Here is a 23,219-nt window from a genome sequence, read left to right on the forward strand (position 1 = left end):
AACGCGGTGTAGCAGGCGTATCGCTGCGCCGGCCAGCCAGCTCCTACGAGAGAAATACCCTCCCCCCGATCTCAGGAATTCGCAGCAGTGCCGCGTCGCATCAGCAGAGAGCTGAAGTCTCTCAGTGTTTGGGCTTTATCGTTAGCAATCAGCGGCTGCATCGGAACCGGAGGTATTGCCCCACAAGGCCAGTTGTTGCCTGCCAATACCCTGGCCACCGACGAAGCGATCCACAGCGCCGAGCGCGATGCCCACTGGCCCAGCGTCCAGTGGTGGCAAGCCTATGGCGACCCCCAGCTCAATCGTTGGGTCGACCTGGCCATGCAGGGCAGCCCGAGCCTGGCCATGGCCGCGGCCCGGGTGCGTCAGGCCCGGGCCCTGGCCGGAGTGGCCGAAGCTGCCGAGTCGTTGCAGGTCCAGGGCGACGCCAGCCTCAAACGCCACAACTGGCCCACCGATCCGTTCTACGGCCCGGGCGACTTGGCCAACAGCACCACGTGGGACAACAACGCCGCCCTGGGTTTCAGCTACGCCCTGGACCTGTGGGGCCGGGAAAGCAACGCCAGCGAGCGTGCCGTGGACCTGGCCCACATGAGCGCCGCCGAGGCCCGCCAGGCCCGCTTGGAGTTGGCCAATAACCTGGTGCGCGCCTATATCCAGTTGTCCCTGCACTTCGCCCAGCGCGATATCGTGCTGGCGACGCTCAAGCAGCAACAGCAGATTCTCGACCTGGCCCAGCGTCGCCTGGACGGCGGCATTGGCACCCACTTCGAGGTCAGCCAGGCCCAGGCGCCGTTGCCGGAAACCCATCGCCAACTGGACGCCCTGGACGAAGAAATCGCCCTGACCCGCAACCAACTGGCGGCCTTGGCCGGCAAGGGCCCGGGGGAGGGCGCGCAGTTGCAACGACCGACCCTGGCCCTGGGCGCCGCCCTGAAACTGCCCTCGGTGTTGCCCGCCGAACTGCTGGGGCAACGCCCGGACGTGGTCGCCAGCCGCTGGCAAGTGGCGGCCCAGGCCCGGGGCATCGATGTGGCCCACGCCGGCTTCTACCCCAATGTCGACCTGGTGGGCAGCCTGGGCTACATGGCCACAGGCGGCGGCGCCCTGGAGTTCCTCACCGGCAAGAAACTCACTTACAACGTCGGCCCGGCCATCAGCCTGCCGATCTTCGACGGCGGGCGTCTGCGGGCGGAACTGGGGGCGGCCGCGGCCGGCTACGACCTCGCCGTGGCCAACTACAACCAGACCCTGGTCAACGCCCTCAAGGGCATTTCCGATCAGTTGATCCGCCGCGAGTCCATGGACAAGCAGCAGGGGTTTGCCGCCGAGTCGGTGGCCTCGGCTCAGAAGACTTACGACATCGCCCTGATCGCGTTCCAGCGCGGCCTCACCGATTACCTGAATGTGCTGAATGCCCAGAGCCTGTTATTTCGCCAGCAACAGGTCCAGCAGCAGGTGCAGGCGGCGCGGCTGACCGCCCAGGCGGACCTGGTGACCGCCCTGGGTGGCGGCCTGCAAGCCGGTCGTGATGTACCCCCTGAGGGCAAGATCCTCCCGAGCAAGACCCCAGCGGCCTTGGCCGTTTTTGATCACTGAAGAAGAGCCCATGACTTCGTTGCCCGCTCCGTTGCGCTGGCTGTACTCCCTTGAATGGCGCCGTGGTTTCTTTGACTGGGCACGCAGCGACGGCGTGACCTGGGTCTATATCTTCAAGGTCCTGATCGCCGCGTTTCTGACCCTGTGGCTGGCCATGCGCCTGGAGCTGCCGCAACCGCGCACAGCGATGATCACTGTATTCATCGTCATGCAGCCGCAGAGCGGCCAGGTGTTTGCCAAGAGCTTCTACCGCTTTCTCGGCACCTTGACCGGCTCGGCAGTGATGGTGGCGCTGATCGCGCTGTTCGCCCAGAACACTGAATTGTTCCTCGGCAGCCTGGCGATCTGGGTCGGCATCTGCTCGGCCGGTGCGGCCCGTTATCGCAACTTCCGCGCCTACGGTTTTGTCCTTGCCGGTTACACCGCCGCGATGGTCGGCCTGCCGGCCCTGGCCCATCCCGACGGCGCCTTCATGGCGGCAGTGTGGCGGGTGCTGGAAATTTCCCTGGGCATCCTGTGCTCGACATTGGTCAGCGCCGCGATTCTGCCGCAGACCACCAGCGCTGCCATGCGCAATGCCTTGTACCAGCGCTTCGGGGTCTTTGCCTTGTTTGTCACCGATGGCCTGCGCGGGCGTAGTCAGCGCGAGGCCTTTGAGAGCACCAATGTGCGCTTTATCGCCGAGGCGGTGGGCTTGGAAGGGTTGCGCAGCGTGACGGTGTTTGAAGACCCGCACATGCGTCGGCGCAACGGTCGCCTGAGTCGGCTGAACAGCGAGTTCATGGGCATCACCACCCGCTTCAATGCCTTGCATCAGTTGCTGGAGCGCCTGCGCAGCAGCGGTGCGGATCACGTGGTGGCGGCCATCAAGCCAGGCTTGCAGGACCTGGCCGAACTGCTCGATGGCTTCTCCGGCCGGGCCTTGACCAGCCCTGATGCGGCGCGTCTGGCTGAGCAATTGGCGAACTACAAAGAGGCCTTGCCGGCGACCGTGCGCCGCCTGCGGGCGAGCTTCCAGGAGCGTCAGCCCAGCGACGCTGAGTTGCTGGACTTTCACACCGCCTACGAGCTGCTGTACCGCTTTGTCGATGAGCTGCACAGTTATGCCCAGACCCACGCGTCCCTGGCCGAGCATCGCCACGAACGGGAACACTGGGACGAGCCCTTTACCCCGCAAACCAACTGGCTGGCCTCGGCGGCCTCGGGGATTCGCGCGGCCTTTGTGCTGCTGGTGCTCGGCAGCTACTGGGTGATCACCGCCTGGCCCAGTGGCGCCACCATGACCCTGATCGCGGCGGCCACCATCGGCTTGTCCGCGGCCACGCCGAACCCGAAACGCATGGCGTTCCAGATGGCGTGCGGCACGTTGATCGGCGCCGTGGTGGGCTTTGTGGAAATGTTCTTCGTGTTCCCCTGGATCGACGGTTTCCCGTTGCTCTGCGTGATGCTGGCGCCGGTCATCGTGCTGGGGTCCTTCCTGACCTCGCGGCCGCAATACGTGGGCGTCGGCCTGGGGCTGCTGATCTTTTTCAGCACCGGCTCGGTGCCGGACAACCTCACGGTCTACAACCCCTACGCCTTTATCAACGACTACATCGCCATGGTCATGGGCATGCTGGTCTGTGCGGCGGCCGGGGCCATCATCCTGCCGCCCAACAGCCGCTGGCTGTGGCGCCGGCTGGAGCAGGACCTGCGCGGCCAGGTGGTGTACGCCATCAGCGGCAAGCTCAAGGGCCTGGCATCGAGCTTCGAAAGCCGGACCCGCGACCTGCTGCACCACGCCTACGGCCTGGCGGTGAGCCAGCCTCAGGTGCAGCGCGAACTGCTGCGCTGGATGTTTATGGTGCTGGAAGTCGGCCACGCCATTATCGAGTTGCGCAAGGAACAGGCGATTCTCCCGGTGCACCCGGCCTATGCCGAATCCCAGCCCTGGCGCCAGGCGATCCGGGTCATGGGCCGCTCCCTGGTGCGGCTGTTCCTGCAGCCCAGCCAGAGCAACCTGGAGCGCAGCCTGATTGCCGTGGACCACGCCATCAGCCGAGTCCAGGCCACCGACGAACCGTTCGCCCCGCATTTCGACACCTCGGCCCTGCGCCGGGTGAAGAGCTATCTGCATTTCATCCGCACCTCGTTGCTCGACCCGCAGTCGCCGCTGGCGGCTTATGCCGTTGCCCCCCAAGGACCTGAACATGCCTCGTGAAATCGCCTTCCATGGCGTTTACATGCCGACCATGACCCTGATGTTTTTTGTCGCCGCGGCCCTGGCCTGGGCCCTGGACCGGTTTATCGCCGGCTATGACCTGTACCGCTTCTTCTGGCACCCGGCGCTGTTGCGCCTGAGCCTGTTCACCTGTCTGTTCGGCGCCATGGCGCTCACTGTCTACCGTTGAGACCCCCGCGATGAAAAAGTTTTTCAGCCTGCTTGCCACCTTGCTCGTGCTGGCCCTGGCCCTGTGGATTGGCCGCTCGTTGTGGGAGCACTACATGAACACCCCCTGGACCCGGGATGGCCGGGTGCGGGCCGACATCATCAACGTGGCGGCCGACGTCACCGGCGAGGTGGTGGACGTGCCGGTGCGCGACAACCAGTTAGTGAAGAAGGGCGACCTGCTGATGCAGATCGACCCGGAGCACTACCGGATCGCGGTGAAACAGGCGCAATCGCTGGTGGCGTCGAAGAAGGCCACCTGGGAAATGCGCAAGGTCAACGCCCACCGCCGCGCCGACCTGGACAACCTGGTGATCTCCAAGGAAAGCCGCGACGACGCGAGCAACATCGCCGACTCGGCCCTGGCCGATTACCAGCACGCCCAGGCCCAACTGGACGCCGCCGAACTCAACCTCAAACGCACCCAGGTGCGCGCGGCGGTGGACGGCTACGTCACCAACCTCAACGTGCACCGTGGCGATTACGCGCGCATCGGCGAACCGAAGATGGCCGTGGTCGATATGAACTCGTTCTGGGTCTACGGCTTCTTCGAAGAAACCAAGCTGCCCCACGTGCGCGTAGGGGATAAGGCCGACATGCAACTGATGAGCGGTGAAGTGCTCAAGGGCCATGTGGAGAGTATTTCCCGCGGTATCTACGACCGCGACAACCCGGAAAGCCGCGAGCTGATCGCCGACGTCAACCCGACCTTCAACTGGGTGCGCTTGGCCCAGCGGGTGCCGGTGCGCATCCACATCGATGAAGTGCCGGAGGGCGTATTGCTGGCCGCCGGTATCACCTGCACCGTGGTGGTCAACCCGCAACCCTTGTAGGCGCTGGCTTGTGTAGGAGCTGGCTTGCCAGCGAAAGCGACCTTCAGCCTTGCACCCGGCTTGCCGGCCTTTTCGCCGGCAAGCCGGCTCCTACCAGCAGCGTGCGGTGCCGGTAGGAATGCCGAATGGGGGGCCGGTTATTTGTAGGTTTTCTGCATGATCGCCAGGGACTTTTTCACCGTGGTGTCGACGCTGACGTCGATGTTATTGATCACCGCCAGCAGCTTCTTGTTGTTCAAAATCTCGGCACGCGGATAACGCTGCTGAGCCAACCGCGACACGATGATGTACTGGGTCACCGCTCCGCGCTTGGTGAATTTGCCGCTCTCCCGGGCTTTGACCAGGGCCTGTTTGACGAAGGCCCGGCGCTCGGCCATGGGCACGCCCTTGAAGGTGTCGGGGGCGTCCAGGAGGATCTCGGCGGAAAACACGCTGACTTCTTCCTCCCGCGCTTCGTCGTACATCACCTGCTTGCTGGTCACGCGCGCGTTGAGTTCGTTGAAACGCTGCTCGCCTTCGGCCAATTGTTCAGCGCTCATCTTCGCCTTCAGGGCATCCAGCTGGCTGGTGTCCTCGGTGTCGTCGATGACCTTCAGCCAGGCATAGGCTTTCACCAGGTCGCCGGCTTCTTCGGCGTCATCCGCCAGGCGCTGCTGCGGCTCCGGGTTGCCGTGCACGGCCGAGCGCTCCAGCCAACGGGTGGCCAGGGCCGGGTCCTTGGTGAAGCCTTTGTCGCCGAACCAATAAGTGGCGTACATGCCGTACTCGGCGCACCAGTCGTTCTGCGACGCCGCGTAGGCGATGTAGTTGAAGGATTCGTGATCCCGCTGGGCCTTGGGTTTGTCTTGTTCCTGGTCGGTGGTGGTCGACAGGTAGCAGAACGCCCGTGTGTAGTGAGGGGCGGCCATCGCGAAGCAGCTCTTGGCGTTCTTGTAGTCCTCGAGCTCGTAGAGATTGAAGCCCGTGCCATACAGCAGATCGCTGTCCATGGCCGGGTTGCAGTGTTCATTGGCTGCGACCTGGGGCAGGACGCTTTGCAGGGTCAGCTTGGGCAGGGTGTCATTCAGTTCGGGAACGGTTGGTTCGGTTTTTTCCGGCGCCGTGGAGGCGCAAGCCGCCAGTAAGGTGGCCAAGGCCAGTGGCAGCACGTTGAACAATTTCAATGGATATTCCCTGATCTGCTATTGAATAAAGGGGCGCATGGAAGAGGGCAGGGTGAGGACTGGAGAGGGCGGAGCTTAAGCCGTTCCATGCTTCAGTGTCGGCGCCAGCGATTCCATGCTGCGTGAGCGCGAACGCCCAAGTGCGCGCATTCTACTGGGATTGAGAGGGGGCACAAGCAAGCGCCTAGAGGGTTGCGTCAGAGCTTTGCGCCCAGGCCGAAACGTTTCATCAATACCTTTTCCAACAGGCCTTTGGGCAGCAACGCTGCCAGCAAGGGCAAGGCCCGGCTGCCATTGCCGATTCGCACCAGGCGCGGTGGTGAGTCTTGTTGCACCGCTTTGAGCAGGTGGGCGGCAAACTCGTTGGCCGGGGTCGGCTTGTCCTGAGAGGCCTTGGCCCGGGCACGGATGCCTTCGCGCAGCGGCCACCAGGGCGACTGGTCATTGAGCAACTGCTCGGCTTGGTGCCCGGCATTCTTGGCGAAGCTGGAGGCAATCGCCCCCGGCTGGACTTCCATCACCCGGATGCCGAACGGCGCCAACTCCATGCGCAGGGCGTCGCTCAAGGCATGCACCGCGGCTTTCGAGGCGCAGTAGGCGCCGGCAAAGGGCGTGACCAGTACCCCGGACACACTGCCGATATTCACCACCAGGCCACGGCTGCGACGCAGCACCGGGAACAGCGCCCGGGTGACCCCAACCACCGAGAACACATTGGTTTCGAACTGGCGTTGCATGGCGTCCACGCCGCCATCCAGCAGCGGGCCCATGGCGCCGTAACCGGCGTTGTTGATCAGCACATCGAGGCCGCCGTGCTGCAGGTTGATCTGCTCGCCCAAGGCACTCAGCGCCGGGCCGTCATTTACATCCAGTTGCACCGCGGTGAAACCAGCGGCTTGCAGGGCCGCCACATCCTCAGCCTTGCGCGCCGTGGCCAGGACCGTGAAACCGGCGCTGTTGAAGGCGTCCGCCAGGGCACGGCCGATGCCGCTGGAACAACCGGTTATCAACGCGATGGGCATGGCGCGGTCCTTGTGCTGGGAGGGAAGAGGGGCCATCAGTCGGAGAAGCTGCCTTGCAAGTGCTCGGCGCGAAACTCCAGGGTTTGCGGGCGGTAGCCGGGGCGCAGTGGCGGCATTGGCAGGCAGTCTGTCCAGGTGGCGCCGGCCTGCAATTCGCCCGGGCCGCGATAGCGCGGGGCGCTGTATTGGTTGTCGGCGAGATTGACCGTATCACCGGTGGCATAGGCGGCGATGCGCCAACGCAGTTCGGTGAGGGGCACGCTGTTGCTGTTGCGCATGTTCAGTTGCAAGGGACGGTCGGCGGGGCAGTGCTCGGGCGCGTAGCGGATGTTCAGGTCCAGACGGGCCAGTTGCCGGGCTTCGCGGTGGTCCTGCCAGACCACCCAGGTGGCGACCAGGCCCAGGCCGATCGCGGCTGCCAGGGACACCGGGAACGCCTTGGCCGGGTAGCGGATAAGCAGGATCAGCCAGGTGATGACCAGCAGAACGCCGATGAACATGACGCGAACCTCGGGAAAAGAGAGAGCCCATCCTACCTAAGCCTGGGTGGGGTTGGCGATGAATGATGCCAGTACTGGAGCGAAGCCAGGGCAAAAAGAAGGCTGGTTTAATTTATGATCCAGGCCCAAGCACAGGAGCAGGGTGATGGATGTGTTCAGGAAGTGTTCTTTTGTCTTGCGGTTCCACAAGCCCTCCATCGTGCAGGTCCCGCACTCGGTGCAGTTGCACAGGGCAGAGTGTTTTTTGGCTGAGCTGGCGGAGGTTCATCCGTTGCTGGGGGACTGGTTTTTTCAGGCGGGCTCCAAGCGGCAGGCACTGGGCAAGCGTTTGCAGGACCATCCTGGCGCCTTGCAGGAGGAGGCGGTCCGGCAGGCGGATGAGGATTTTCCTACCCAGCTTGAGTTTTCGGTGTGGAACGGGGTGGACGATCCGTTACAGGGCGGCTTGGCCTTTCATTACAGCGCGCACGATGGAGCCGCCATGGCCGGCATGCACTTCGAGGACGCCGGGGCGTTGGTGATGGCGGTCAGCGATGTGAAATCGTTGGTGTTGCAGGTCATGCAGTTGGCGTTGGAGAGGTGGCCTGAAATCGACTGGTGTGTGTTTGCGCCCAGCGATCACTATCGGCGCGGCAAAGTGTTCAAGGATCGGCAGACCATCGGCTGGATAGGTTTTTGCCCGCACCTCTTGCAAGCCCAGGACTTTGTCGACGCCGAACAGCTGATTGAAGTTGCCGGACGAGGCACCTTGATTGTGAGTACGCCCCAACTGTTGGACGAGCGCACAGCAGAGCATGTGCAGCGAGTGGCGAACATCGACAGCACACTCATGGAACTGGGCCTGTTGCCGTTGTTTACACACTAAATATTCCAGCGCTCAACTTGCCGCTTGCCGCTTGCCGCTTGCCGCTTGAAACTTGCAGCTTGCAGCTTGCAGCTTGCAGCTTGCAGCTTGCAGCTACGATGGCTTATTTGCGCAGCAGGCGCAGGCCGTTGAACACCACCAGCAGGCTCACGCCCATGTCGGCAAACACCGCCATCCACATGGTGGCGAGACCGGCGAAGGTTACCCCAAGAAAGATCGCCTTGATCACCAGGGCCAAGGCAATATTTTGCTTGAGCACCCTCGACGTCTGGCGTGACAGGCGGATAAACGCCGGGATTTTGCGCAGATCATCGTCCATCAGGGCCACATCGGCGGTTTCGATGGCGGTGTCGGTGCCCGCTGCGGCCATGGCAAAACCGATCTCGGCCCGGGCCAGGGCCGGAGCGTCGTTGATGCCGTCGCCGACCATGCCCACCCGATGGCCCTGGGCGTACAGCGCTTCGATGGCCTGCAGCTTGTCGGTGGGCAACAGGTCGCCCCGGGCCTGGTCGATGCCCACCTGGGCAGCGATGGCCTCGGCGGTGTGCGGGTTGTCGCCGGTGAGCATCAGGGTCTTGATGCCCAGCTCATGCAACTGCTGGATCGCCTCGCGGCTGGACGCCTTGACCGTGTCTGCCACGGCAAACAGCGCCAGCGGTCCGGAGCTGTCGAGCAGCAGGACCACCGTCTTGCCCTGTTTCTCCAGGGCGAAGAGCCGCTCTTCCAGGGCCGGCGAACACAAGCCCAACTCTTCCACCAGGCGATGGTTGCCCAGGTGATAGACCTGGCCGTTGATCTCGCCCCGCACGCCACGACCGGCCAGGGCCGCAAAGTTATCCACAGGGTGCTGGGTCAGTTGCTTATCCACAGCCGCGCGGGCAATGGCCAGTGACACCGGGTGATCGGAACGCCCCGCCAGGCTTGCGGCAATCGCCGGCGCGGTGTTTTCAGTGATCGGATCCAGGGACAGGAAGTCGGTCTGTACCGGCTTGCCGTGGGTCAGGGTGCCGGTCTTGTCGAGGGCCAGGTAGTCGAGCTTGTAGCCGCCCTCCAGGTACACACCGCCCTTGATCAGGATGCCTTTGCGCGCCGCTGCGGCCAGGCCGCTGACGATGGTCACCGGGGTGGAAATCACCAGCGCGCAAGGGCACGCCACCACCAACAGCACCAGGGCACGGTAGATCCAGTCGAACCAGGCGCCGGCCATGAACAGCGGCGGAACCAAGGCCACCGCCAGGGCGAAGATAAACACCGCCGGGGTGTAGATCGTCGAGAAGCGATCGACAAACCTTTGGGTCGGCGCTCGTGCGCCCTGGGCCTGCTCCACAGCGTGGATGATGCGCGCCAGGGTCGAGTTGTTGGCCGCTGCAGTGACCCGGTATTCCAGGGAACCGGCCTGGTTGATGGTGCCGGCGAACACTTTGTCGCCCAGGCCCTTCTCCACCGGCAGGCTCTCGCCAGTAATAGGCGCCTGATCGATGGTGGAACTGCCGGCGACCACTTCGCCGTCCAAGCCGATGCGCTCGCCCGGGCGGGCACGCACCAAGGCCCCGAGTTCGACGCTGTTGGCTTCACGTTCAGCCCAAGTGCCATCCGCCTGCTGCACCGTGACCTGTTCCGGGGTCATCTGCATCAAGCCGCTGATGGCGTTGCGCGCCCGATCCAGGGACTTGGCCTCGATCAACTCGGCCACGGTGAACAGGAACATCACCATGGCCGCTTCCGGCCACTGGCCGATCAGCACGGCGCCGGTCACGGCGATGCTCATCAGGGCATTGATGTTCAGGTTGCGGTTCTTCAGGGCGATCCAGCCCTTTTTATAAGTGCCCAGGCCGCCGCTGAGGATCGACACCAAGGCCACCAGGGCCACCGCCCAATCGGGCGCGGCGCTGGTGAAGTGGATCACTTCGGCCGCCAGGGCCGCGACCCCGGACAACGCCAGGGGCCACCAGGGTTTCTTCACCGGTGCCGGGGTCGCCGGTTCGGCGCTGGCTTCCAACGGCTCGGCGTGCATGCCCAGGGTTTTGATCGCGTCGACGATCGGCGCGCTGGAGGCCAGGTTGTGGGTCACGCCCAGCACCCGGTTGATCAGGTTGAATTCCAGCTGTTGCACCCCGGCCAGCTTGCCCAGTTTGTTCTGGATCAGGGTCTGCTCGGTGGGGCAATCCATGGCCTCGATGCGAAAACGGCTCAGCCGCGCATCGGCGCTCGGTGCTTCGGTCAATTGGACCAAGGCTGGCGCGGCGCTGCCGGAACAACAGGCATCGCCGTGGGCGGAATGATCGTGGGCCTTGACCGGCTGGAGTTTGGCCGGTGCTGGCTGATCGTGATCACAGCAGGATTTGGGGTGACTGTGCAGGGAGTCGCTCATGGGCTTGCGTCCGAAAAGGTGCCTGTGGCTAAGTGAACACCCTGTAGCCACTTTAGGGTCAAGCACCCTTTTTGGAGATTGCCGCAATGAAGATTGGCGAGCTGGCGAAACTCACCGACTGCCCGGTGGAAACCATTCGTTACTACGAACGCGAAGGCTTACTGCCGGAGCCGGCTCGCAGCGAAGGCAACTACCGTCTCTACACCCAGGCCCACACCGAGCGCCTGACCTTTATCCGCAACTGCCGCAGCCTGGACATGACCCTGGAGGAGATCCGCAGCCTGCTGAACCTGCGGGACAGCCCCCAAGGCCAGTGCCAGAGCGTCAACGCACTGATCGACGAGCACATCCACCACGTCAAGGCGCGGATCGACGGCCTGCTGGCCTTGCAGGAACAGCTACTCGACCTGCGCCAACGCTGCGGCGAAGGGCCGGACCTAGATCAGTGCGGGATTTTGCAGCGCCTGGAGGTCAGTGGTTCGGTCGCGCCCAGCGAGGCCGAGCACTCCCATGTCGGCCGCAGCCACGGGCATTGAGCCCGCGACCCGGATCAGGCGTTGCGACGGCCCACGGCGAGCAAGCGCAGGTAAACCCCTTCCAGCAGCGCCAGTAACCGCAGGTCCAATTGCCGCCAGGCCAGCCCCTGGCGCACCAGCCAGGCACTGAGCAGCCCCACCAGGCAGCCGCCGAGGATGTCGAAGGGGAAATGCACCCCCAGGTAGACCCGCGCCCAACTCACCAACAGTGCCAGGCCGAGCATCACCAGCCCGGTCTTGCGCAGGGACGCCAGGATCAAGGCAAAGGCCATGGCGAACAGGCCACTGGCATGGTCACTGGGGAAGGACGCCCCGGGTGCATGGGCAAGGAAATTCTGCCCCAGGCCCAGCATGAAGGGCCGCGGGTGGAACCACAGCTCGCGAATCACCAGGTTGCAGGCCAGGGCCAAGGCAATGCTCAGGCCCGCCAACAGCACGACCCGGCGTTGGCGCTGCTCGCCGAAGATCCAGAGCACCGCCAGCAACAGCGGCACGCAGAACACCATCCATTGGGCGAAGAAGATCGCCAGCTCGCGCATAGGCAGCGACGCCTCGGCGCTGGCATTGATCGCCAGGAACAGGCTGCGGTTGAGTTCTTCCATTCAGGGGCTCGCATTCGGTATCAGAAGGGCAACAGCCCGGGTTTCCAGGGCCACTGCAAGGAGAGTAGCCACCCCCAGGCAGGGCCATGCGCGGAATGCGCCCCGGACAAAGGCAACGGCTTGAATCGACAAGGGGCCGCGCGGTATCAGCCGCGAGGCCCCTGGGTACAGCAGGTCGAACGCTTAAACCGCCATCGGCGCGGTCATTGGCGCGTGGTGTTGGTAGCCCTCGAGGGAAAAATCACTCGGCTCCACCATTTCCAGCCATTCAGGCTGGTACACACCGGTCTTGGCAAACTCCGGCACACGCTCGGAAATCACCAGCTTGGGCATGGGGAACGGCTCACGGGTGAGCTGCTCGTTGAGCATGTCCAGGTGGTTTTCATAGACGTGGGCATCACCGATGAAATAGGTGAACCAGCGCGGCGTGTAGCCGGTCAGACGGCCGATCAGGCTCAGCAGCGCGGCGCCTTCGGTGAGGTTGAACGGCGTGCCCAGGCCCAGGTCGTTGGAGCGGATGTAGAGGGTCAGGGAGATTTCCCGGGTCTCGACATTGGGGTGGAACTGATACAGCAAGTGGCACGGCGGCAAGGCCATTTCATCCAACTGCGCGCAGTTCCAGCCGTGGAACAGAATCCGCCGGCTACCTGGGTCCTTGATGATGGTGTCGATGCACTGGCGCACCTGGTCGATGGCCTTGTACAGCACCACATAGGCCTGGCCGTTCTCTTCACCCTGGGCGATCTGCCGGTAACCCTGGCCCAGGGTCTGCTCGATGGCTGCCGGGTTGCTCAGGGGGATCTGTTTGTACGCCGGCCATTTGCGCCATTGCACACCATAGATTTCGCCCAGGTCGTCGTCGCCCTGGCGGAACGGGTTGGCCAGCCACTGGGCGTTTTCGTTGGCGTTCTGGTCCCAGACCTTGCAGCCCAGCGCCCGGAACTCGGCCGCGTTATTGACGCCACGAAGAAACCCGCACATCTCGCCGATGGCCGATTTGAACGCCATCTTGCGGGTGGTGATGGCCGGGAAGCCTTGCTGGAGGTCGTAGCGCAACATCGCCCCCGGGAAGCTGATGGTGTTGACCCCGGTGCGGTTGGCCTGCTTGGTGCCGTTGTTGATGACGTGGGCGACCAGCTCGAGATATTGCTTCATGAGTTACCTGCATCCTTGAACCCGGGGCTTGCGCCCCGGTATTCGAATTTAAAGCGCGGGGCCTTTGTTGGCCGCCGGAGCACGGTGATACGCCAGCCAGATCAGGGCCAGGCCGCCGATGATCATCGGCAGGCAAAGCACCTGGCCCATGGTCAGCCAGTTCCAGGCCAGGTAGCCCAACTGGGCATCCGGCACACGGACGAATTCGACGATAAACCGGAAGATCCCGTAGAACAGCGCAAACATGCCGGACACCGCCATCAGCGGCCGCGGCTTGCGCGAGAACAGCCAGAGGATCAGGAACAGCGCCACACCTTCGAGGGCGAACTGATACAGCTGGGACGGGTGCCGGGCCAGTTGATCGGGGTCGCTGAACGGCGGGAAGACCATGGCCCACGGCAGGTCGGTGGGTTTGCCCCAAAGCTCGGCATTGATGAAGTTGCCGATGCGCCCGGCACCAAGGCCGATCGGCACCATGGGCGCGACGAAGTCCATCAGTTCAAAGAACGACTTGTTGTTGCGCTTGCCGAACCACCAGGCCGCCAGCATCACCCCGATAAAGCCGCCATGGAACGACATGCCGCCCTTCCACACTTCAAAAATCAGCAACGGGTTGGCCAGGTAGGCGCTCAGGTCGTAGAACAGCACGTAACCCAGGCGTCCGCCGAGAATCACCCCCATGGCCATCCAGAACACCATGTCGGAGAGTTTTTCTTTGCTCCAGGTCGGATCGAAGCGGGCCAGGCGGCGGGAGGCCAGCAGCCAGGCGCCGCCAATGCCGATCAGGTACATCAGACCGTACCAGTGGATTTTCAGCGGACCGATGGCCAGTGCCACCGGATCGATCTGCGGGTAAGGCAGCATTGCGACTCCTCGTTAGAGTGAAACTCGACATTCCGGGCGCGAACGTGACACGCCAGGATTAAGCCAGGATTGCGCGACCTGTCAGAGCAGGAAGCTCAACCCCACACAAAACAGCAGCGCGGCGAACAGGCGTTTGAGCAAGCGCGGCGACAGCTGGTGGGCCAAGCGCGCACCGAAACGGGCGAAGACCATGCTGGTCAGGGCGATCCCCAGCAGCGCCGGCAAATACACAAAGCCCAGACTATGGGCTGGAAGCAGCGGATCATGCCAGCCCAGAATCATGAAACTTACCGCGCTGGCCACGGCGATCGGCAAGCCGCAGGCCGACGAGGTGGCCACCGCTTGCTGCATCGGCAGGCTACGCCAGGTCAGGAACGGCACCGTCAGCGAGCCGCCGCCAATGCCGAAAATCGCCGAAGCCCAACCAATCACACTGCCAGCCAGGGTCAGGCTGGCCTTGCCGGGAATGCCGCGGCTGGCCTTGGGCTTGAGGTCCAGGGTCATCTGCAGGGCCACCAGCAAGGCAAACACGCCGATGATCTTCTGCAAGTGCGGACCGGAAATCGCCTCTGCCGTCAGCGCGCCAAAACCGGCACCGATCAGAATGCCCAGGGTCATCCAGGCGAAGATCGGCCAACGCACCGCCCCTCGCCGATGATGCTCACGCACGGCATTGATCGAGGTGAAGATGATGGTCGCCAGGGAGGTGCCGACCGCCAAGTGCGTCAGTACCGAGGGGTCGAAGCCCTGCAAGGTGAAGCTGAACACCAGCACCGGCACAATGATGATCCCGCCGCCCACGCCGAACAGCCCGGCCAGCACGCCCGCACAAGCGCCCAACAGCAGATAGAGCAGAAATTCCATGGGAGCATCCAGAAATAAGTGCGGCATGGTAACGGAAGGCGCCCCCCGGGCTCCACTGAATGGCGATGGATACCCACTGGATCTGTGGGTAGAGTGGCAAAAAAACCAAGGGACTCGCCTGATGTGCCTGATCGTTTTCGCCTGGCGGCCGGGCCACGCCCAGCCGCTGATCGTCGCGGCCAACCGTGATGAGTTTTACGCCCGCCCCAGCCTGCCCCTGGCCCAATGGCCGGACGCGCCCGACGTCTACGCCGGTCGCGATCAGGAAGCAGGCGGCACCTGGCTAGGGGTCAATGCCGACGGGCGCTTTGCCGCCCTGACCAATATCCGCAACCCGCACCAGCCGCCGGCACGCAAGTCCCGCGGGGAGCTGGTGGCGCGCTTTCTCAACGGTTCGCTGCCGATTGAACAGTATTTAGCCGACGTTAATGGCCGATCGATTGAATACGCCGGGTTTAACCTGCTGGTGGGCACGCGGGATGAGTTGTGGCACTACAACGCCAACCACACCGAGCCGACGCCATTGCAGGCGGGCGTGTATGGGTTGTCCAATGCCGGGCTGGATACACCGTGGCCCAAGTTGCTCAAGGCCAAGGCGGCGTTGAGCGCGGTGCTGGGGGATCCGCAACCTGAGACGCTGCTGGGGATTTTGAGTGACCCGCAGACCGCGCCATTTGCGGAGCTGCCGGACACCGGGGTGGGGCTGGCGACCGAGAGCCTGTTGTCGAGCGTGTTTATTGCCAGCCCAAGTTATGGGACGCGGGCGAGTACGGCGTTGATCGTGAATGCCGACGGTACGCGGCGGATGGTGGAACGCAGTTTTGGGCCCCATGGTGGGCGGTTGGGCGAGGTAGAGCTGAGCATTTGACGGCGCCATCGCCGTGGTGCCACGACTCGACAAGCCGGCTCCTACATTGGAATGCGATCCCCTGTAGGAGCCCGGCTTGCCGGCGACGGTTGTACTTCAGTGTTAGAGGGTTTTCGCCGACGCCGGGTTGATCATCCGCGTCAGCCCGAGTTTCTTCAGGGCCAATTGCAGCGAGCTGTGGATCACTTGCGGGTTGTCGATGGTCATCAGTTCGGCCAGCAAATCCTTGGCCATGCTCAATTCCACCTGGCGCAGCATCCACTTCACCTTGGGCAAGTTGGTGGCGTTCATCGACAAGCTGTCGAAGCCCATCGCCATCAACAGCACTGCTGCCGCCGGATCGCCGGCCATTTCACCGCAAATGCTCACCGGCTTGCCTTCGGCATGGGCGTCGCGCACCACATGTTGCAAGGCTTGCAGCACCGCCGGGTGCAGGTAGTCGTAGAGGTCGGCAACCCGTGGGTTGTTCCGGTCCACCGCCAGCAGGTATTGGGTCAAGTCGTTGGAACCGACCGACAGGAAGTCCACCTGCCGCGCCAGTTCCTTGGCCTGGTACACCGCCGCAGGGATTTCAATCATCACGCCAATCGGCGGCATCGGCACGTCGGAACCTTCGTCGCGCACTTCACCCCAGGCGCGGTGAATCAGGTGCAGTGCTTCTTCCAGTTCATGGGTGCCGGAGATCATCGGCAACAGGATGCGCAGGTTGTTCAAGCCTTCGCTGGCCTTGAGCATGGCGCGGGTCTGCACGAGGAAAATTTCAGGGTGGTCGAGGGTGACACGGATGCCGCGCCAGCCGAGGAAGGGGTTGTCTTCCTTGATGGGGAAATACGACAGTGACTTGTCGCCGCCGATGTCCAGGCTGCGCATGGTCACCGGCAACGGGTGGAAGGCGGACAGTTGCTCGCGATAGATCGCCAGCTGCTCCTTCTCACTCGGGAAACGCTGGTTGATCATGAACGGCACTTCAGTGCGGTACAGCCCCACCCCTTCGGCGCCGCGTTGTTGCGCGCGAGCCACGTCGGCGAGCAGGCCGGTGTTCACCAGCAACGGCACGCGGTGGCCGTCGAGGGTGACGCAGGGCAGCTCGCGCAACGAATCGAGGCCCAGCGCCAATTGTTTCTCTTCTTCCACCACTTCGGCGAACTGCTTGCGCAGCACGTCACTGGGGTTGGTGTAGACCTCGCCGCGATGGCCATCGACGATCATTTCAATGCCGTCGACCTTGGCATACGGCAGATCCACCAGGCCCATCACGGTCGGAATGCCCATGGCCCGGGCCAGGATCGCGACGTGGGAGTTGCCCGAACCCAATACCGACACCAGGCCCACCAGCTTGCCTTCCGGCACTTCGCCGAGCTGCGTGGCGGTCAGCTCTTCACTGACAGGATGGTGTTGTCGGGGAAGACCATGTTGGTGGTGCGATCTTCCTGCAGGTAGGCCAGCAGGCGGCGACCCAGGTCGCGCACATCCGAGGCCCGCTCACGCAGGTAGGCATCGTCCATCATTTCAAAACGGTTGACGTGATCGGTGACCACCTGGCGCAGCGCGCCCTGGGCCCATTGGCCGGTCTTGATCACGGTTTTGACTTCGTTCCCCAGGGACGCGTCGTCGAGCATCATCTGGTACACGTCGAACAGCGCGCGCTCTTCCGGGCGCAACTGGGTGGCCAGCTTGTTCGACAGATTGCGCATGTCGGCGCGCACGCCTTCCAGGGCGGTCTTGAACAGTTTGATTTCAGCGTCGATGTCTTTGACGGCCTTGTCCGGCACCACATCCAGATCCGCCGGCGGCAACATGACCACCGCCGTACCGACCGCGGCACCCGGCGAGCCCGGCACGCCGATGAACTTGGCTTCCTGGATGCCCTTACCCTCGCGACCCAGGCCGCGAATCGAACCGGTGGCTTCAGCGTGAGCAATAACCCCGGCCAACTGCGCGCTCATGGTCACCAGGAAGGCCTCTTCGCCTTCGTCGAACTGGCGACGCTCCTTTTGCTGGATCACCAATACGCCGACAACCCGGCGGTGGTGAATGATCGGCGCACCCAGGAAGGAGGCGTAGCGCTCTTCACCGGTTTCGGCGAAGTAGCGATATCGCGGGTGATCGGCGGCGTTTTCCAGGTTCAGCGGTTCTTCGCGCGTGCCGACCAGGCCGACCAGACCTTCATTGGGGGCCATGCTGACTTTGCCAATGGAGCGCTTGTTCAAGCCCTCGGTGGCCATCAGGACAAAGCGGTTGGTCTCGGGGTCCAGCAGATAGACCGAGCAGACCTGGCTGCCCATGGCCTCTTTGACGCGCAATACAATAATCCCCAACGCCGCCTTGAGATCCTTGGCGGAGTTAACTTCCTGGACGATCTTGCGCAGCGTATTGAGCATGGCTCGGGGTCGAACTCCGTCGTCAGTCGCGCGCTAAAAGGCGCGGGGCAAGCTCTTTGAGGGCGCGTCGATAGACCTCGCGCTTGAATGTCACCACCTGGCCCAACGGATACCAATAACTGACCCAGCGCCAGCCATCGAACTCCGGTTTACCGGTCAAATCCATCCGCACCCGCTGCTCGTTGGAGATCAGGCGCAGGAGAAACCATTTCTGTTTCTGGCCGATGCACAGCGGTTGGCTGTGGGTCCTGACCAGACGTTGCGGCAAACGATAGCGCAACCAGCCCCGGGTGCAGGCGAGAATTTGCACATCTTCGCGCTCCAACCCTACTTCTTCGTTCAGCTCGCGGTACAAGGCGTCTTCCGGGGTTTCGTCGGGGTTGATACCCCCTTGAGGAAACTGCCAGGCATCTTGATTGATACGGCGAGCCCATAGCACCTGGCCGGCATCATTCGTCAGAATAATCCCGACATTAGGGCGGAAACCATCGGGGTCGATCACGGCAACAACCTCGCAAACGCATGTCGCCGCATTGTTCCACAAAGCCTGGGAAAGCAGCAACGAGGCTCTTTACCTTATGTGCACTCTTGTGAAAAGACCGTATTCTGAACGCCTTTTTTATCGACTTTTCAGCGAGTAACCGCAATGCGCCTGGCTTTATTCGACTTGGACAACACGCTGCTGGGGGGTGACAGCGATCACGCCTGGGGCGATTACCTGTGCGAACGAGGCTTCCTCGACGCCGTCACCTACAAGACCCGCAACGACGAGTTCTACCAGGACTACCTGGCCGGCAAGCTGGACAACGCCGCGTACCTGAACTTCTGCCTGGAAATCCTCGGTCGCACCGACATGGCCGTGCTCGACCAATGGCACCGCGACTACATGCGTGACTGCATCGAACCCATCGTGCTGCCCAAGGCCTTGGCACTGCTGGCCAAGCACCGCGAAGCCGGTGACAAGCTGGTGATCATCACCGCCACCAACCGTTTCGTCACCGCGCCGATTGCCGAGCGCCTGGGCGTGGAGCACCTGATCGCCACCGAGTGCGAAATGCTCGACGGCCGCTACACCGGACGCAGCACCGATGTCCCGTGCTTTCGCGAAGGCAAGGTCACGCGCCTGGCGCGCTGGCTGGAAGAAACCGGCCACAACCTGGACGACAGCTACTTCTACAGCGACTCGATGAACGACCTGCCGCTGCTGGAGCAAGTGGCCAACCCGGTGGCCGTGGACCCGGACCCGAACCTGCGGGCCGAAGCCGAGAAACGCGGCTGGCCGGTGATCAGCTTGCGGGATTGAGCATGCTTCGCCGGCAAGCCGGCTCCTACGGGAACGGGTGGGCCGGCGAACAGCTTCAGGCCGGCTTGGCCACCATCAGATAAAAGATCGCCATGAACGCCAGAAACGCCGGCCAGCCCAACGCGAACCACCAGCGCATATAAAGGCTTGCCTTCATCGGTATCGGCGTACCGTCACGCAAGGCCTGCTCGGCCATTTTGTGCACGCGGATCTGCAACCAGACCACTGGCAGCCAGCACACCCCCGCCAGCGCATAAAGCCCCAGGCTCCACATCAGCCAGCCCTGCTGGATCGGCCAGCCCGCCAAGTGCATCAGCCCCAGCCCGCTCAATGGCTGGAACACTGCCGTGGTCGCGGTAAAGGCCCAATCGGCGAACACCAGGTGCTTGAAGGTCACGGCGATCACTTCGACCTTGCCGCTGCGCCAGGCGCGCAGTGCGTAATAAGCCGAACCGGCGCCCAGGCCGAACAGGATGGTCGAGGACAGGATATGCAGGGTTTTCAGCAGCAGATAAAGGCTCATCGACGGGGCTCGGTCCACAGCAGCCAAAGGGTAGCCACCATCAATACCAGGTTCTTGGCCACGGCGGCATAAGGGTCAAACCAGTAATGAGGCAGGATCAGGCTGATGATCAGGGTGTAGACGAACATCAGCAGCCACTGCGCCTGCAAGGCTCGGCGACGCCAACGTCGCAGCAACAGGCCCAGCCCCAGGACACCGTCGCAGAGCGCTCCGGCGAACACCGCCAGGCTTGCGACCCAGCCCTGCACACCGGCCTCGGCAAGAATCCGCAGCCCCCAGTCGTAGCCCGGCCCGACACTGACCACCGCAGTGCCCAGCCAGATCAGCAGCAACACCGCCAGCATCAACGGCCGCAGGCTCAACTGGCTGCTCTGGGCCGCGTTCGGCCACCCTTGCAGACGCGCCGCAATCGGCGCAGCGCGATAACCGCAGGCATTCGCCAGGATCTCGGGGTCAGCCAGGTTATCGCGTCGGGCCATGCGCAGGCTTTGCCCGCTCAAGGCGCGCCAGCCCAGGCGCTCGCCCAGCCAACCGCCCATGGCTGACAGCACGCTGGGCACTTGGACGTAGCGCCCCGGCGCCCAACCCTGGGCAGCGCGCAGCCGGTCGAGCAATTGCGCCAAAGTCAGGCGTTCAGGCCCGACCAGCGGCAAAATCCGCGCACCCTCAGGCCAGTGGCGCAACAAGGCCAGGACCGCCCCGCACAGGTCGTCGATGTGCAGAGGCTGCAATTGCGCCTTGAGGTCCAGCAAGGGGATCAGCGCCCAGGGCGACAAGCGCGCCAGCCACTGGCTGCTGGCACCGCCGGCACCCAGCACCAGCGACGGGCGCAACACCACCGCCGACAGGCCCAGGTCCAGCAGGTGCTGATCGGCCAGTGCCTTGGTGGCCAGAAACGGCACGTCCGCCTGCTCCCCGGCCCCCAATGCCGATATCTGCAATACCCGCACGCCCTGTTGCGCGGCCTGATCGAACAAGGCCCGGGCCCCGGCATCCTGGGTCAAGGCCAGCGCCGAAGGCTGATTGCTCAGCAGGCCGGCGGCGTTGATCAGCACATCGATATCCGCGGGGAAGACAAAGTGCCCGGGGTCGAGCGCCAGCCGATCCAGGTCCAGCGCCAGCCACTGCACGCCGGGCAAACCCTCGGGCTGTGGATAACGACTGGTGGCGACAAGCTGATGACCGGCGGCATGCAGGGCCACCAACAGGTGGCGACCGACGAACCCCGTGGCCCCCACCAACAAAACTTTCATGACAATCCCTATCTTGCGAGGTGGCCTACACCGGCTTGGCGCCCATCAAGCCGGCAATCGCGAAAAAGCAGATGAAGCTGAACACCGCCAAGACCAGGGTGAACCTCAGGCCACTGGCAGCCTTGGCCACCCGCAGCCGGTTGAGCCGCACCAGCAGCCACAACCAGGCCAGCGCACCCAGGGTGTAGAGCACGCTGGAGCCCAGAATCCAGATTTGCCCCAACGGCCAGCCCACCCGATGGGCCAGTTGCCAGCCGGTGAACGGCAAGCTGAACAGGCAGACCGCCATCAAGGCCCAGGCGAACAGCGCAGGACGCTGCAATATCCGGCTGTACAGGGCGCCATCGCCCTGGCGCCGTGCCCGCCAGATCCAGATCACCAGCCCCAGGGCACTGCCCAACAGCAGCACCGTGGCCAGCACATGAAGCGTCTTCAGCGTGGTCAGCATTTCCATCGTGTCTCTTCCTTAGAGGCCCCGCCCCTGAGCGTAGCCGCTCAACCCAGGAACAGTTGGTACGCCGGGTTATCGCTTTCATCCCAGTACGGGTAGCCGATCTCTTCCAGCGCCGCCGGCACCAGATGACGCTCGTCGGCCGGAACCTGCAGGCCCGCCACCACACGGCCATCGGCCGCGCCATGGTTGCGGTAGTGGAACATCGAGATGTTCCAACGCCCGCCCAGCTTGTTGAGGAAGTTGAACAGGGCACCCGGACGTTCCGGGAACTCGAAGCGCAGCACCACTTCGTCGCTGACCTTTTCCGCGTGGCCGCCCACCATGTAGCGGATGTGCAGCTTGGCCAGTTCGTTGTCGGTCAGGTCGATGACCGGGAAACCCTGCTCGCTCAAGCTGGCAATCAATGCGCTGCGCGGATCGTTTTCCGGGTGCGTCTGCACGCCGACAAAGATGTGCGCCTCGCTGCCGGTGTTGTAGCGGTAGTTGAATTCGGTGATCTGGCGCTTGCCAATGGCCTCGCAGAAGGCCTTGAAGCTGCCGGGCTTCTCGGGAATGGTCACGGCGATGATGGCTTCACGGCCCTCGCCCAGCTCGGCGCGCTCGGCCACATGGCGCAGGCGGTCGAAGTTGACGTTGGCGCCGGAGTCGATGGCCACCAGGGTCTGCCCGCTGATGCCACGCTGCTCGACGTACTTCTTGATCCCCGCCACGCCCAACGCGCCGGCAGGCTCGGTGATCGAGCGGGTATCGTCGTAGATATCCTTGATCGCCGCACAGATCTCGTCGGTGCTGACGGTGATCACTTCGTCCACATAGTCCTTGCAGATGTCGAAGGTGTGCTGGCCGATCTGCGCCACCGCCACGCCGTCGGCGAAGATGCCCACGGTGGGCAAGACCACGCGTTCGCCAGCCGCCATGGCCACTTGCAGGCAGTTGGAATCATCGGGCTCGACGCCAATGATCTTGATCTCGGGCCGCAGGTACTTCACATAGGCGGCGATGCCGGCAATCAGGCCGCCGCCGCCCACAGGGACGAAAATCGCATCCAGGCGCCCCGGGTGCTGACGCAGAATCTCCATGGCCACCGTGCCCTGCCCGGCAATGGTGTGGGGATCATCGTACGGGTGGATATAGACGTAGCCTTTTTCATCCACCAGCTTCAGCGAGTAGGCCAGGGCTTCAGGAAAGGAATCACCGTGCAGCACCACTTTGCCGCCACGCGAGCGCACGCCTTCGACCTTGATCTCCGGGGTGGTCTTGGGCATCACGATAGTGGCCTTGACCCCCAGCACCTTGGCCGCCAGGGCCAAGCCCTGGGCATGGTTGCCGGCCGACGCGGTGACCACGCCACGGGCGCGCTCTTCGTCGCTGAGCTGGGTCAGCTTGTTGTAGGCGCCACGAATCTTGAACGAGAACACCGGCTGCAAGTCTTCGCGCTTGAGCCAGACCTGATTGCCCAGCCGCTCGGAAAGCTGGCGGGCACTCTGCAATGGGGTTTCTACGGCAACGTCATAAACGCGCGAGGTGAGGATCTTCTTGACGTACTGTTCGAGCATCGGAAAGCATCACTGGGCGGGTTGGGCAGGGCCAAGGAGTCTAACCCAGCGTTTGCCCGGGCGACCACACGATTACCGA

The 23,219-nt window shown here is 63.5% G+C and carries 21 protein-coding genes and 1 pseudogene; 8 read left to right on the top strand and 14 right to left on the bottom strand.

What is annotated here, in order from left to right:
- Positions 1-87: 87 nt before the first annotated feature.
- The 4 genes from M1B34_RS27010 to M1B34_RS27025 are packed head-to-tail and all read left to right on the top strand — an operon-like array spanning position 88 to position 4,860.
- Complete coding sequence (locus M1B34_RS27010) at positions 88-1,599, top strand: efflux transporter outer membrane subunit (protein WP_268263444.1); 1,512 nt, start codon at positions 88-90, stop codon at positions 1,597-1,599.
- Positions 1,600-1,609: 10 nt separating this feature from the next.
- Positions 1,610-3,799, top strand: a complete 2,190-nt coding sequence (locus M1B34_RS27015) for an FUSC family protein (RefSeq protein ID WP_268263445.1) — start codon at positions 1,610-1,612, stop codon at positions 3,797-3,799.
- On the top strand, positions 3,789-3,989 hold the full coding sequence (locus tag M1B34_RS27020; RefSeq protein WP_078469901.1) for a DUF1656 domain-containing protein: 201 nt from the start codon (positions 3,789-3,791) through the stop codon (positions 3,987-3,989). Before M1B34_RS27015 ends, M1B34_RS27020 begins: the two co-directional genes overlap by 11 nt.
- 10 nt (positions 3,990-3,999) lie before the next feature.
- A complete protein-coding gene (locus tag M1B34_RS27025) occupies positions 4,000-4,860 on the top strand; it encodes an efflux RND transporter periplasmic adaptor subunit (RefSeq protein WP_123336986.1) in 861 nt (286 codons plus the stop codon).
- Between the two features lie 137 nt (positions 4,861-4,997).
- On the opposite strand, the gene M1B34_RS27030 is transcribed toward M1B34_RS27025, so the two are convergent.
- The 3 genes from M1B34_RS27030 to M1B34_RS27040 all read right to left on the bottom strand — a co-directional run bounded on the left by M1B34_RS27030 (position 4,998) and on the right by M1B34_RS27040 (position 7,545).
- The gene (locus tag M1B34_RS27030) at positions 4,998-6,023 is read right to left on the bottom strand and encodes an SEL1-like repeat protein (protein ID WP_268266723.1); all 1,026 of its coding nucleotides are present in this window, start codon (positions 6,021-6,023) and stop codon (positions 4,998-5,000) included.
- 197 nt (positions 6,024-6,220) lie between these two features.
- Positions 6,221-7,045, bottom strand: coding sequence for an SDR family oxidoreductase (locus tag M1B34_RS27035; RefSeq protein ID WP_268266724.1), 825 nt, complete (start codon positions 7,043-7,045; stop codon positions 6,221-6,223).
- A gap of 35 nt (positions 7,046-7,080) precedes the next feature.
- Positions 7,081-7,545: a multidrug transporter gene (locus tag M1B34_RS27040; RefSeq protein WP_123336980.1), complete on the bottom strand. Its 465-nt coding sequence runs from the start codon at positions 7,543-7,545 to the stop codon at positions 7,081-7,083.
- A 145-nt stretch (positions 7,546-7,690) separates the two neighbouring features.
- On the opposite strand from M1B34_RS27040, the gene M1B34_RS27045 reads away from it, so the two are divergent.
- On the top strand, positions 7,691-8,410 hold the full coding sequence (locus M1B34_RS27045; RefSeq protein WP_268266725.1) for an Imm52 family immunity protein: 720 nt from the start codon (positions 7,691-7,693) through the stop codon (positions 8,408-8,410).
- Between the two features lie 103 nt (positions 8,411-8,513).
- Here the strand turns inward: M1B34_RS27045 and M1B34_RS27050 are convergent, their stop codons facing one another.
- Positions 8,514-10,781, bottom strand: a complete 2,268-nt coding sequence (locus tag M1B34_RS27050; RefSeq protein ID WP_268266726.1) for a heavy metal translocating P-type ATPase — start codon at positions 10,779-10,781, stop codon at positions 8,514-8,516.
- A gap of 86 nt (positions 10,782-10,867) precedes the next feature.
- Here M1B34_RS27050 and cadR point away from each other — a divergent pair, with 86 nt between their 5' ends.
- Complete coding sequence (gene cadR, locus M1B34_RS27055) at positions 10,868-11,317, top strand: Cd(II)/Pb(II)-responsive transcriptional regulator (protein WP_123327679.1); 450 nt, start codon at positions 10,868-10,870, stop codon at positions 11,315-11,317.
- A gap of 14 nt (positions 11,318-11,331) precedes the next feature.
- Here cadR and M1B34_RS27060 read toward each other — a convergent pair whose 3' ends face one another.
- The 4 genes from M1B34_RS27060 to M1B34_RS27075 all read right to left on the bottom strand — a co-directional run bounded on the left by M1B34_RS27060 (position 11,332) and on the right by M1B34_RS27075 (position 14,802).
- Positions 11,332-11,919, bottom strand: coding sequence for an undecaprenyl-diphosphatase (locus tag M1B34_RS27060; protein ID WP_123327680.1), 588 nt, complete (start codon positions 11,917-11,919; stop codon positions 11,332-11,334).
- 183 nt (positions 11,920-12,102) lie between these two features.
- The gene (locus tag M1B34_RS27065) at positions 12,103-13,074 is read right to left on the bottom strand and encodes a thymidylate synthase (RefSeq protein WP_123327681.1); all 972 of its coding nucleotides are present in this window, start codon (positions 13,072-13,074) and stop codon (positions 12,103-12,105) included.
- 48 nt (positions 13,075-13,122) lie between these two features.
- The gene (lgt, locus tag M1B34_RS27070) at positions 13,123-13,938 is read right to left on the bottom strand and encodes a prolipoprotein diacylglyceryl transferase (protein ID WP_123327682.1); all 816 of its coding nucleotides are present in this window, start codon (positions 13,936-13,938) and stop codon (positions 13,123-13,125) included.
- Positions 13,939-14,019: 81 nt separating this feature from the next.
- Positions 14,020-14,802: a sulfite exporter TauE/SafE family protein gene (locus tag M1B34_RS27075; protein WP_123327683.1), complete on the bottom strand. Its 783-nt coding sequence runs from the start codon at positions 14,800-14,802 to the stop codon at positions 14,020-14,022.
- Between the two features lie 121 nt (positions 14,803-14,923).
- Here M1B34_RS27075 and M1B34_RS27080 point away from each other — a divergent pair, with 121 nt between their 5' ends.
- Positions 14,924-15,670, top strand: a complete 747-nt coding sequence (locus M1B34_RS27080) for an NRDE family protein (RefSeq protein ID WP_268266727.1) — start codon at positions 14,924-14,926, stop codon at positions 15,668-15,670.
- A 102-nt stretch (positions 15,671-15,772) separates the two neighbouring features.
- Here the strand turns inward: M1B34_RS27080 and ptsP are convergent.
- Positions 15,773-18,051: pseudogene (gene ptsP / locus M1B34_RS27085) on the bottom strand (phosphoenolpyruvate--protein phosphotransferase).
- Positions 18,052-18,073: 22 nt separating this feature from the next.
- Positions 18,074-18,553 (bottom strand): RNA pyrophosphohydrolase, encoded by a 480-nt coding sequence (locus M1B34_RS27090; RefSeq protein ID WP_003176750.1) that lies wholly within the window; start codon positions 18,551-18,553, stop codon positions 18,074-18,076.
- Between the two features lie 144 nt (positions 18,554-18,697).
- Between M1B34_RS27090 and M1B34_RS27095 the strand changes: the two genes are divergently transcribed.
- The gene (locus M1B34_RS27095) at positions 18,698-19,354 is read left to right on the top strand and encodes a histidinol-phosphatase (protein WP_123327686.1); all 657 of its coding nucleotides are present in this window, start codon (positions 18,698-18,700) and stop codon (positions 19,352-19,354) included.
- Positions 19,355-19,409: 55 nt separating this feature from the next.
- Here M1B34_RS27095 and M1B34_RS27100 read toward each other — a convergent pair whose 3' ends face one another.
- The 4 genes from M1B34_RS27100 to ilvA are packed head-to-tail and all read right to left on the bottom strand — an operon-like array spanning position 19,410 to position 23,140.
- Positions 19,410-19,877, bottom strand: coding sequence for a DUF2269 family protein (locus M1B34_RS27100; protein ID WP_123327687.1), 468 nt, complete (start codon positions 19,875-19,877; stop codon positions 19,410-19,412).
- On the bottom strand, positions 19,874-21,130 hold the full coding sequence (locus M1B34_RS27105; RefSeq protein ID WP_268266728.1) for an SDR family oxidoreductase: 1,257 nt from the start codon (positions 21,128-21,130) through the stop codon (positions 19,874-19,876). Before M1B34_RS27105 ends, M1B34_RS27100 begins: the two co-directional genes overlap by 4 nt.
- Before the next feature lie 25 nt (positions 21,131-21,155).
- Positions 21,156-21,584, bottom strand: coding sequence for a DUF2269 domain-containing protein (locus M1B34_RS27110; protein WP_123327689.1), 429 nt, complete (start codon positions 21,582-21,584; stop codon positions 21,156-21,158).
- A 41-nt stretch (positions 21,585-21,625) separates the two neighbouring features.
- The gene (gene ilvA / locus M1B34_RS27115; RefSeq protein WP_268266729.1) at positions 21,626-23,140 is read right to left on the bottom strand and encodes a threonine ammonia-lyase, biosynthetic; all 1,515 of its coding nucleotides are present in this window, start codon (positions 23,138-23,140) and stop codon (positions 21,626-21,628) included.
- Positions 23,141-23,219: the final 79 nt, after the last annotated feature.

This window comes from Pseudomonas morbosilactucae (assembly GCF_023241715.1).
GTDB classification, from domain to species: Bacteria; Pseudomonadota; Gammaproteobacteria; order Pseudomonadales; family Pseudomonadaceae; genus Aquipseudomonas; species Aquipseudomonas morbosilactucae.

Excerpts from the sequence above, each read along its gene's own strand:
- M1B34_RS27015 (WP_268263445.1), top strand. The coding sequence starts at position 1,610 with ATGACTTCGTTGCCCGCTCCGTTGCGCTGGCTGTACTCCCTTGAATGG.
- M1B34_RS27020 (WP_078469901.1), top strand. The coding sequence starts at position 3,789 with ATGCCTCGTGAAATCGCCTTCCATGGCGTTTACATGCCGACCATGACC.
- M1B34_RS27025 (WP_123336986.1), top strand. The coding sequence starts at position 4,000 with ATGAAAAAGTTTTTCAGCCTGCTTGCCACCTTGCTCGTGCTGGCCCTG.
- M1B34_RS27035 (WP_268266724.1), bottom strand. The coding sequence starts at position 7,045 with ATGCCCATCGCGTTGATAACCGGTTGTTCCAGCGGCATCGGCCGTGCC.
- M1B34_RS27040 (WP_123336980.1), bottom strand. The coding sequence starts at position 7,545 with ATGTTCATCGGCGTTCTGCTGGTCATCACCTGGCTGATCCTGCTTATC.
- M1B34_RS27045 (WP_268266725.1), top strand. The coding sequence starts at position 7,691 with ATGGATGTGTTCAGGAAGTGTTCTTTTGTCTTGCGGTTCCACAAGCCC.
- M1B34_RS27050 (WP_268266726.1), bottom strand. The coding sequence starts at position 10,781 with ATGAGCGACTCCCTGCACAGTCACCCCAAATCCTGCTGTGATCACGAT.
- cadR (WP_123327679.1), top strand. The coding sequence starts at position 10,868 with ATGAAGATTGGCGAGCTGGCGAAACTCACCGACTGCCCGGTGGAAACC.
- M1B34_RS27060 (WP_123327680.1), bottom strand. The coding sequence starts at position 11,919 with ATGGAAGAACTCAACCGCAGCCTGTTCCTGGCGATCAATGCCAGCGCC.
- M1B34_RS27065 (WP_123327681.1), bottom strand. The coding sequence starts at position 13,074 with ATGAAGCAATATCTCGAGCTGGTCGCCCACGTCATCAACAACGGCACC.
- lgt (WP_123327682.1), bottom strand. The coding sequence starts at position 13,938 with ATGCTGCCTTACCCGCAGATCGATCCGGTGGCACTGGCCATCGGTCCG.
- M1B34_RS27075 (WP_123327683.1), bottom strand. The coding sequence starts at position 14,802 with ATGGAATTTCTGCTCTATCTGCTGTTGGGCGCTTGTGCGGGCGTGCTG.
- M1B34_RS27080 (WP_268266727.1), top strand. The coding sequence starts at position 14,924 with ATGTGCCTGATCGTTTTCGCCTGGCGGCCGGGCCACGCCCAGCCGCTG.
- M1B34_RS27095 (WP_123327686.1), top strand. The coding sequence starts at position 18,698 with ATGCGCCTGGCTTTATTCGACTTGGACAACACGCTGCTGGGGGGTGAC.
- M1B34_RS27100 (WP_123327687.1), bottom strand. The coding sequence starts at position 19,877 with ATGAGCCTTTATCTGCTGCTGAAAACCCTGCATATCCTGTCCTCGACC.
- M1B34_RS27105 (WP_268266728.1), bottom strand. The coding sequence starts at position 21,130 with ATGAAAGTTTTGTTGGTGGGGGCCACGGGGTTCGTCGGTCGCCACCTG.
- M1B34_RS27110 (WP_123327689.1), bottom strand. The coding sequence starts at position 21,584 with ATGGAAATGCTGACCACGCTGAAGACGCTTCATGTGCTGGCCACGGTG.
- ilvA (WP_268266729.1), bottom strand. The coding sequence starts at position 23,140 with ATGCTCGAACAGTACGTCAAGAAGATCCTCACCTCGCGCGTTTATGAC.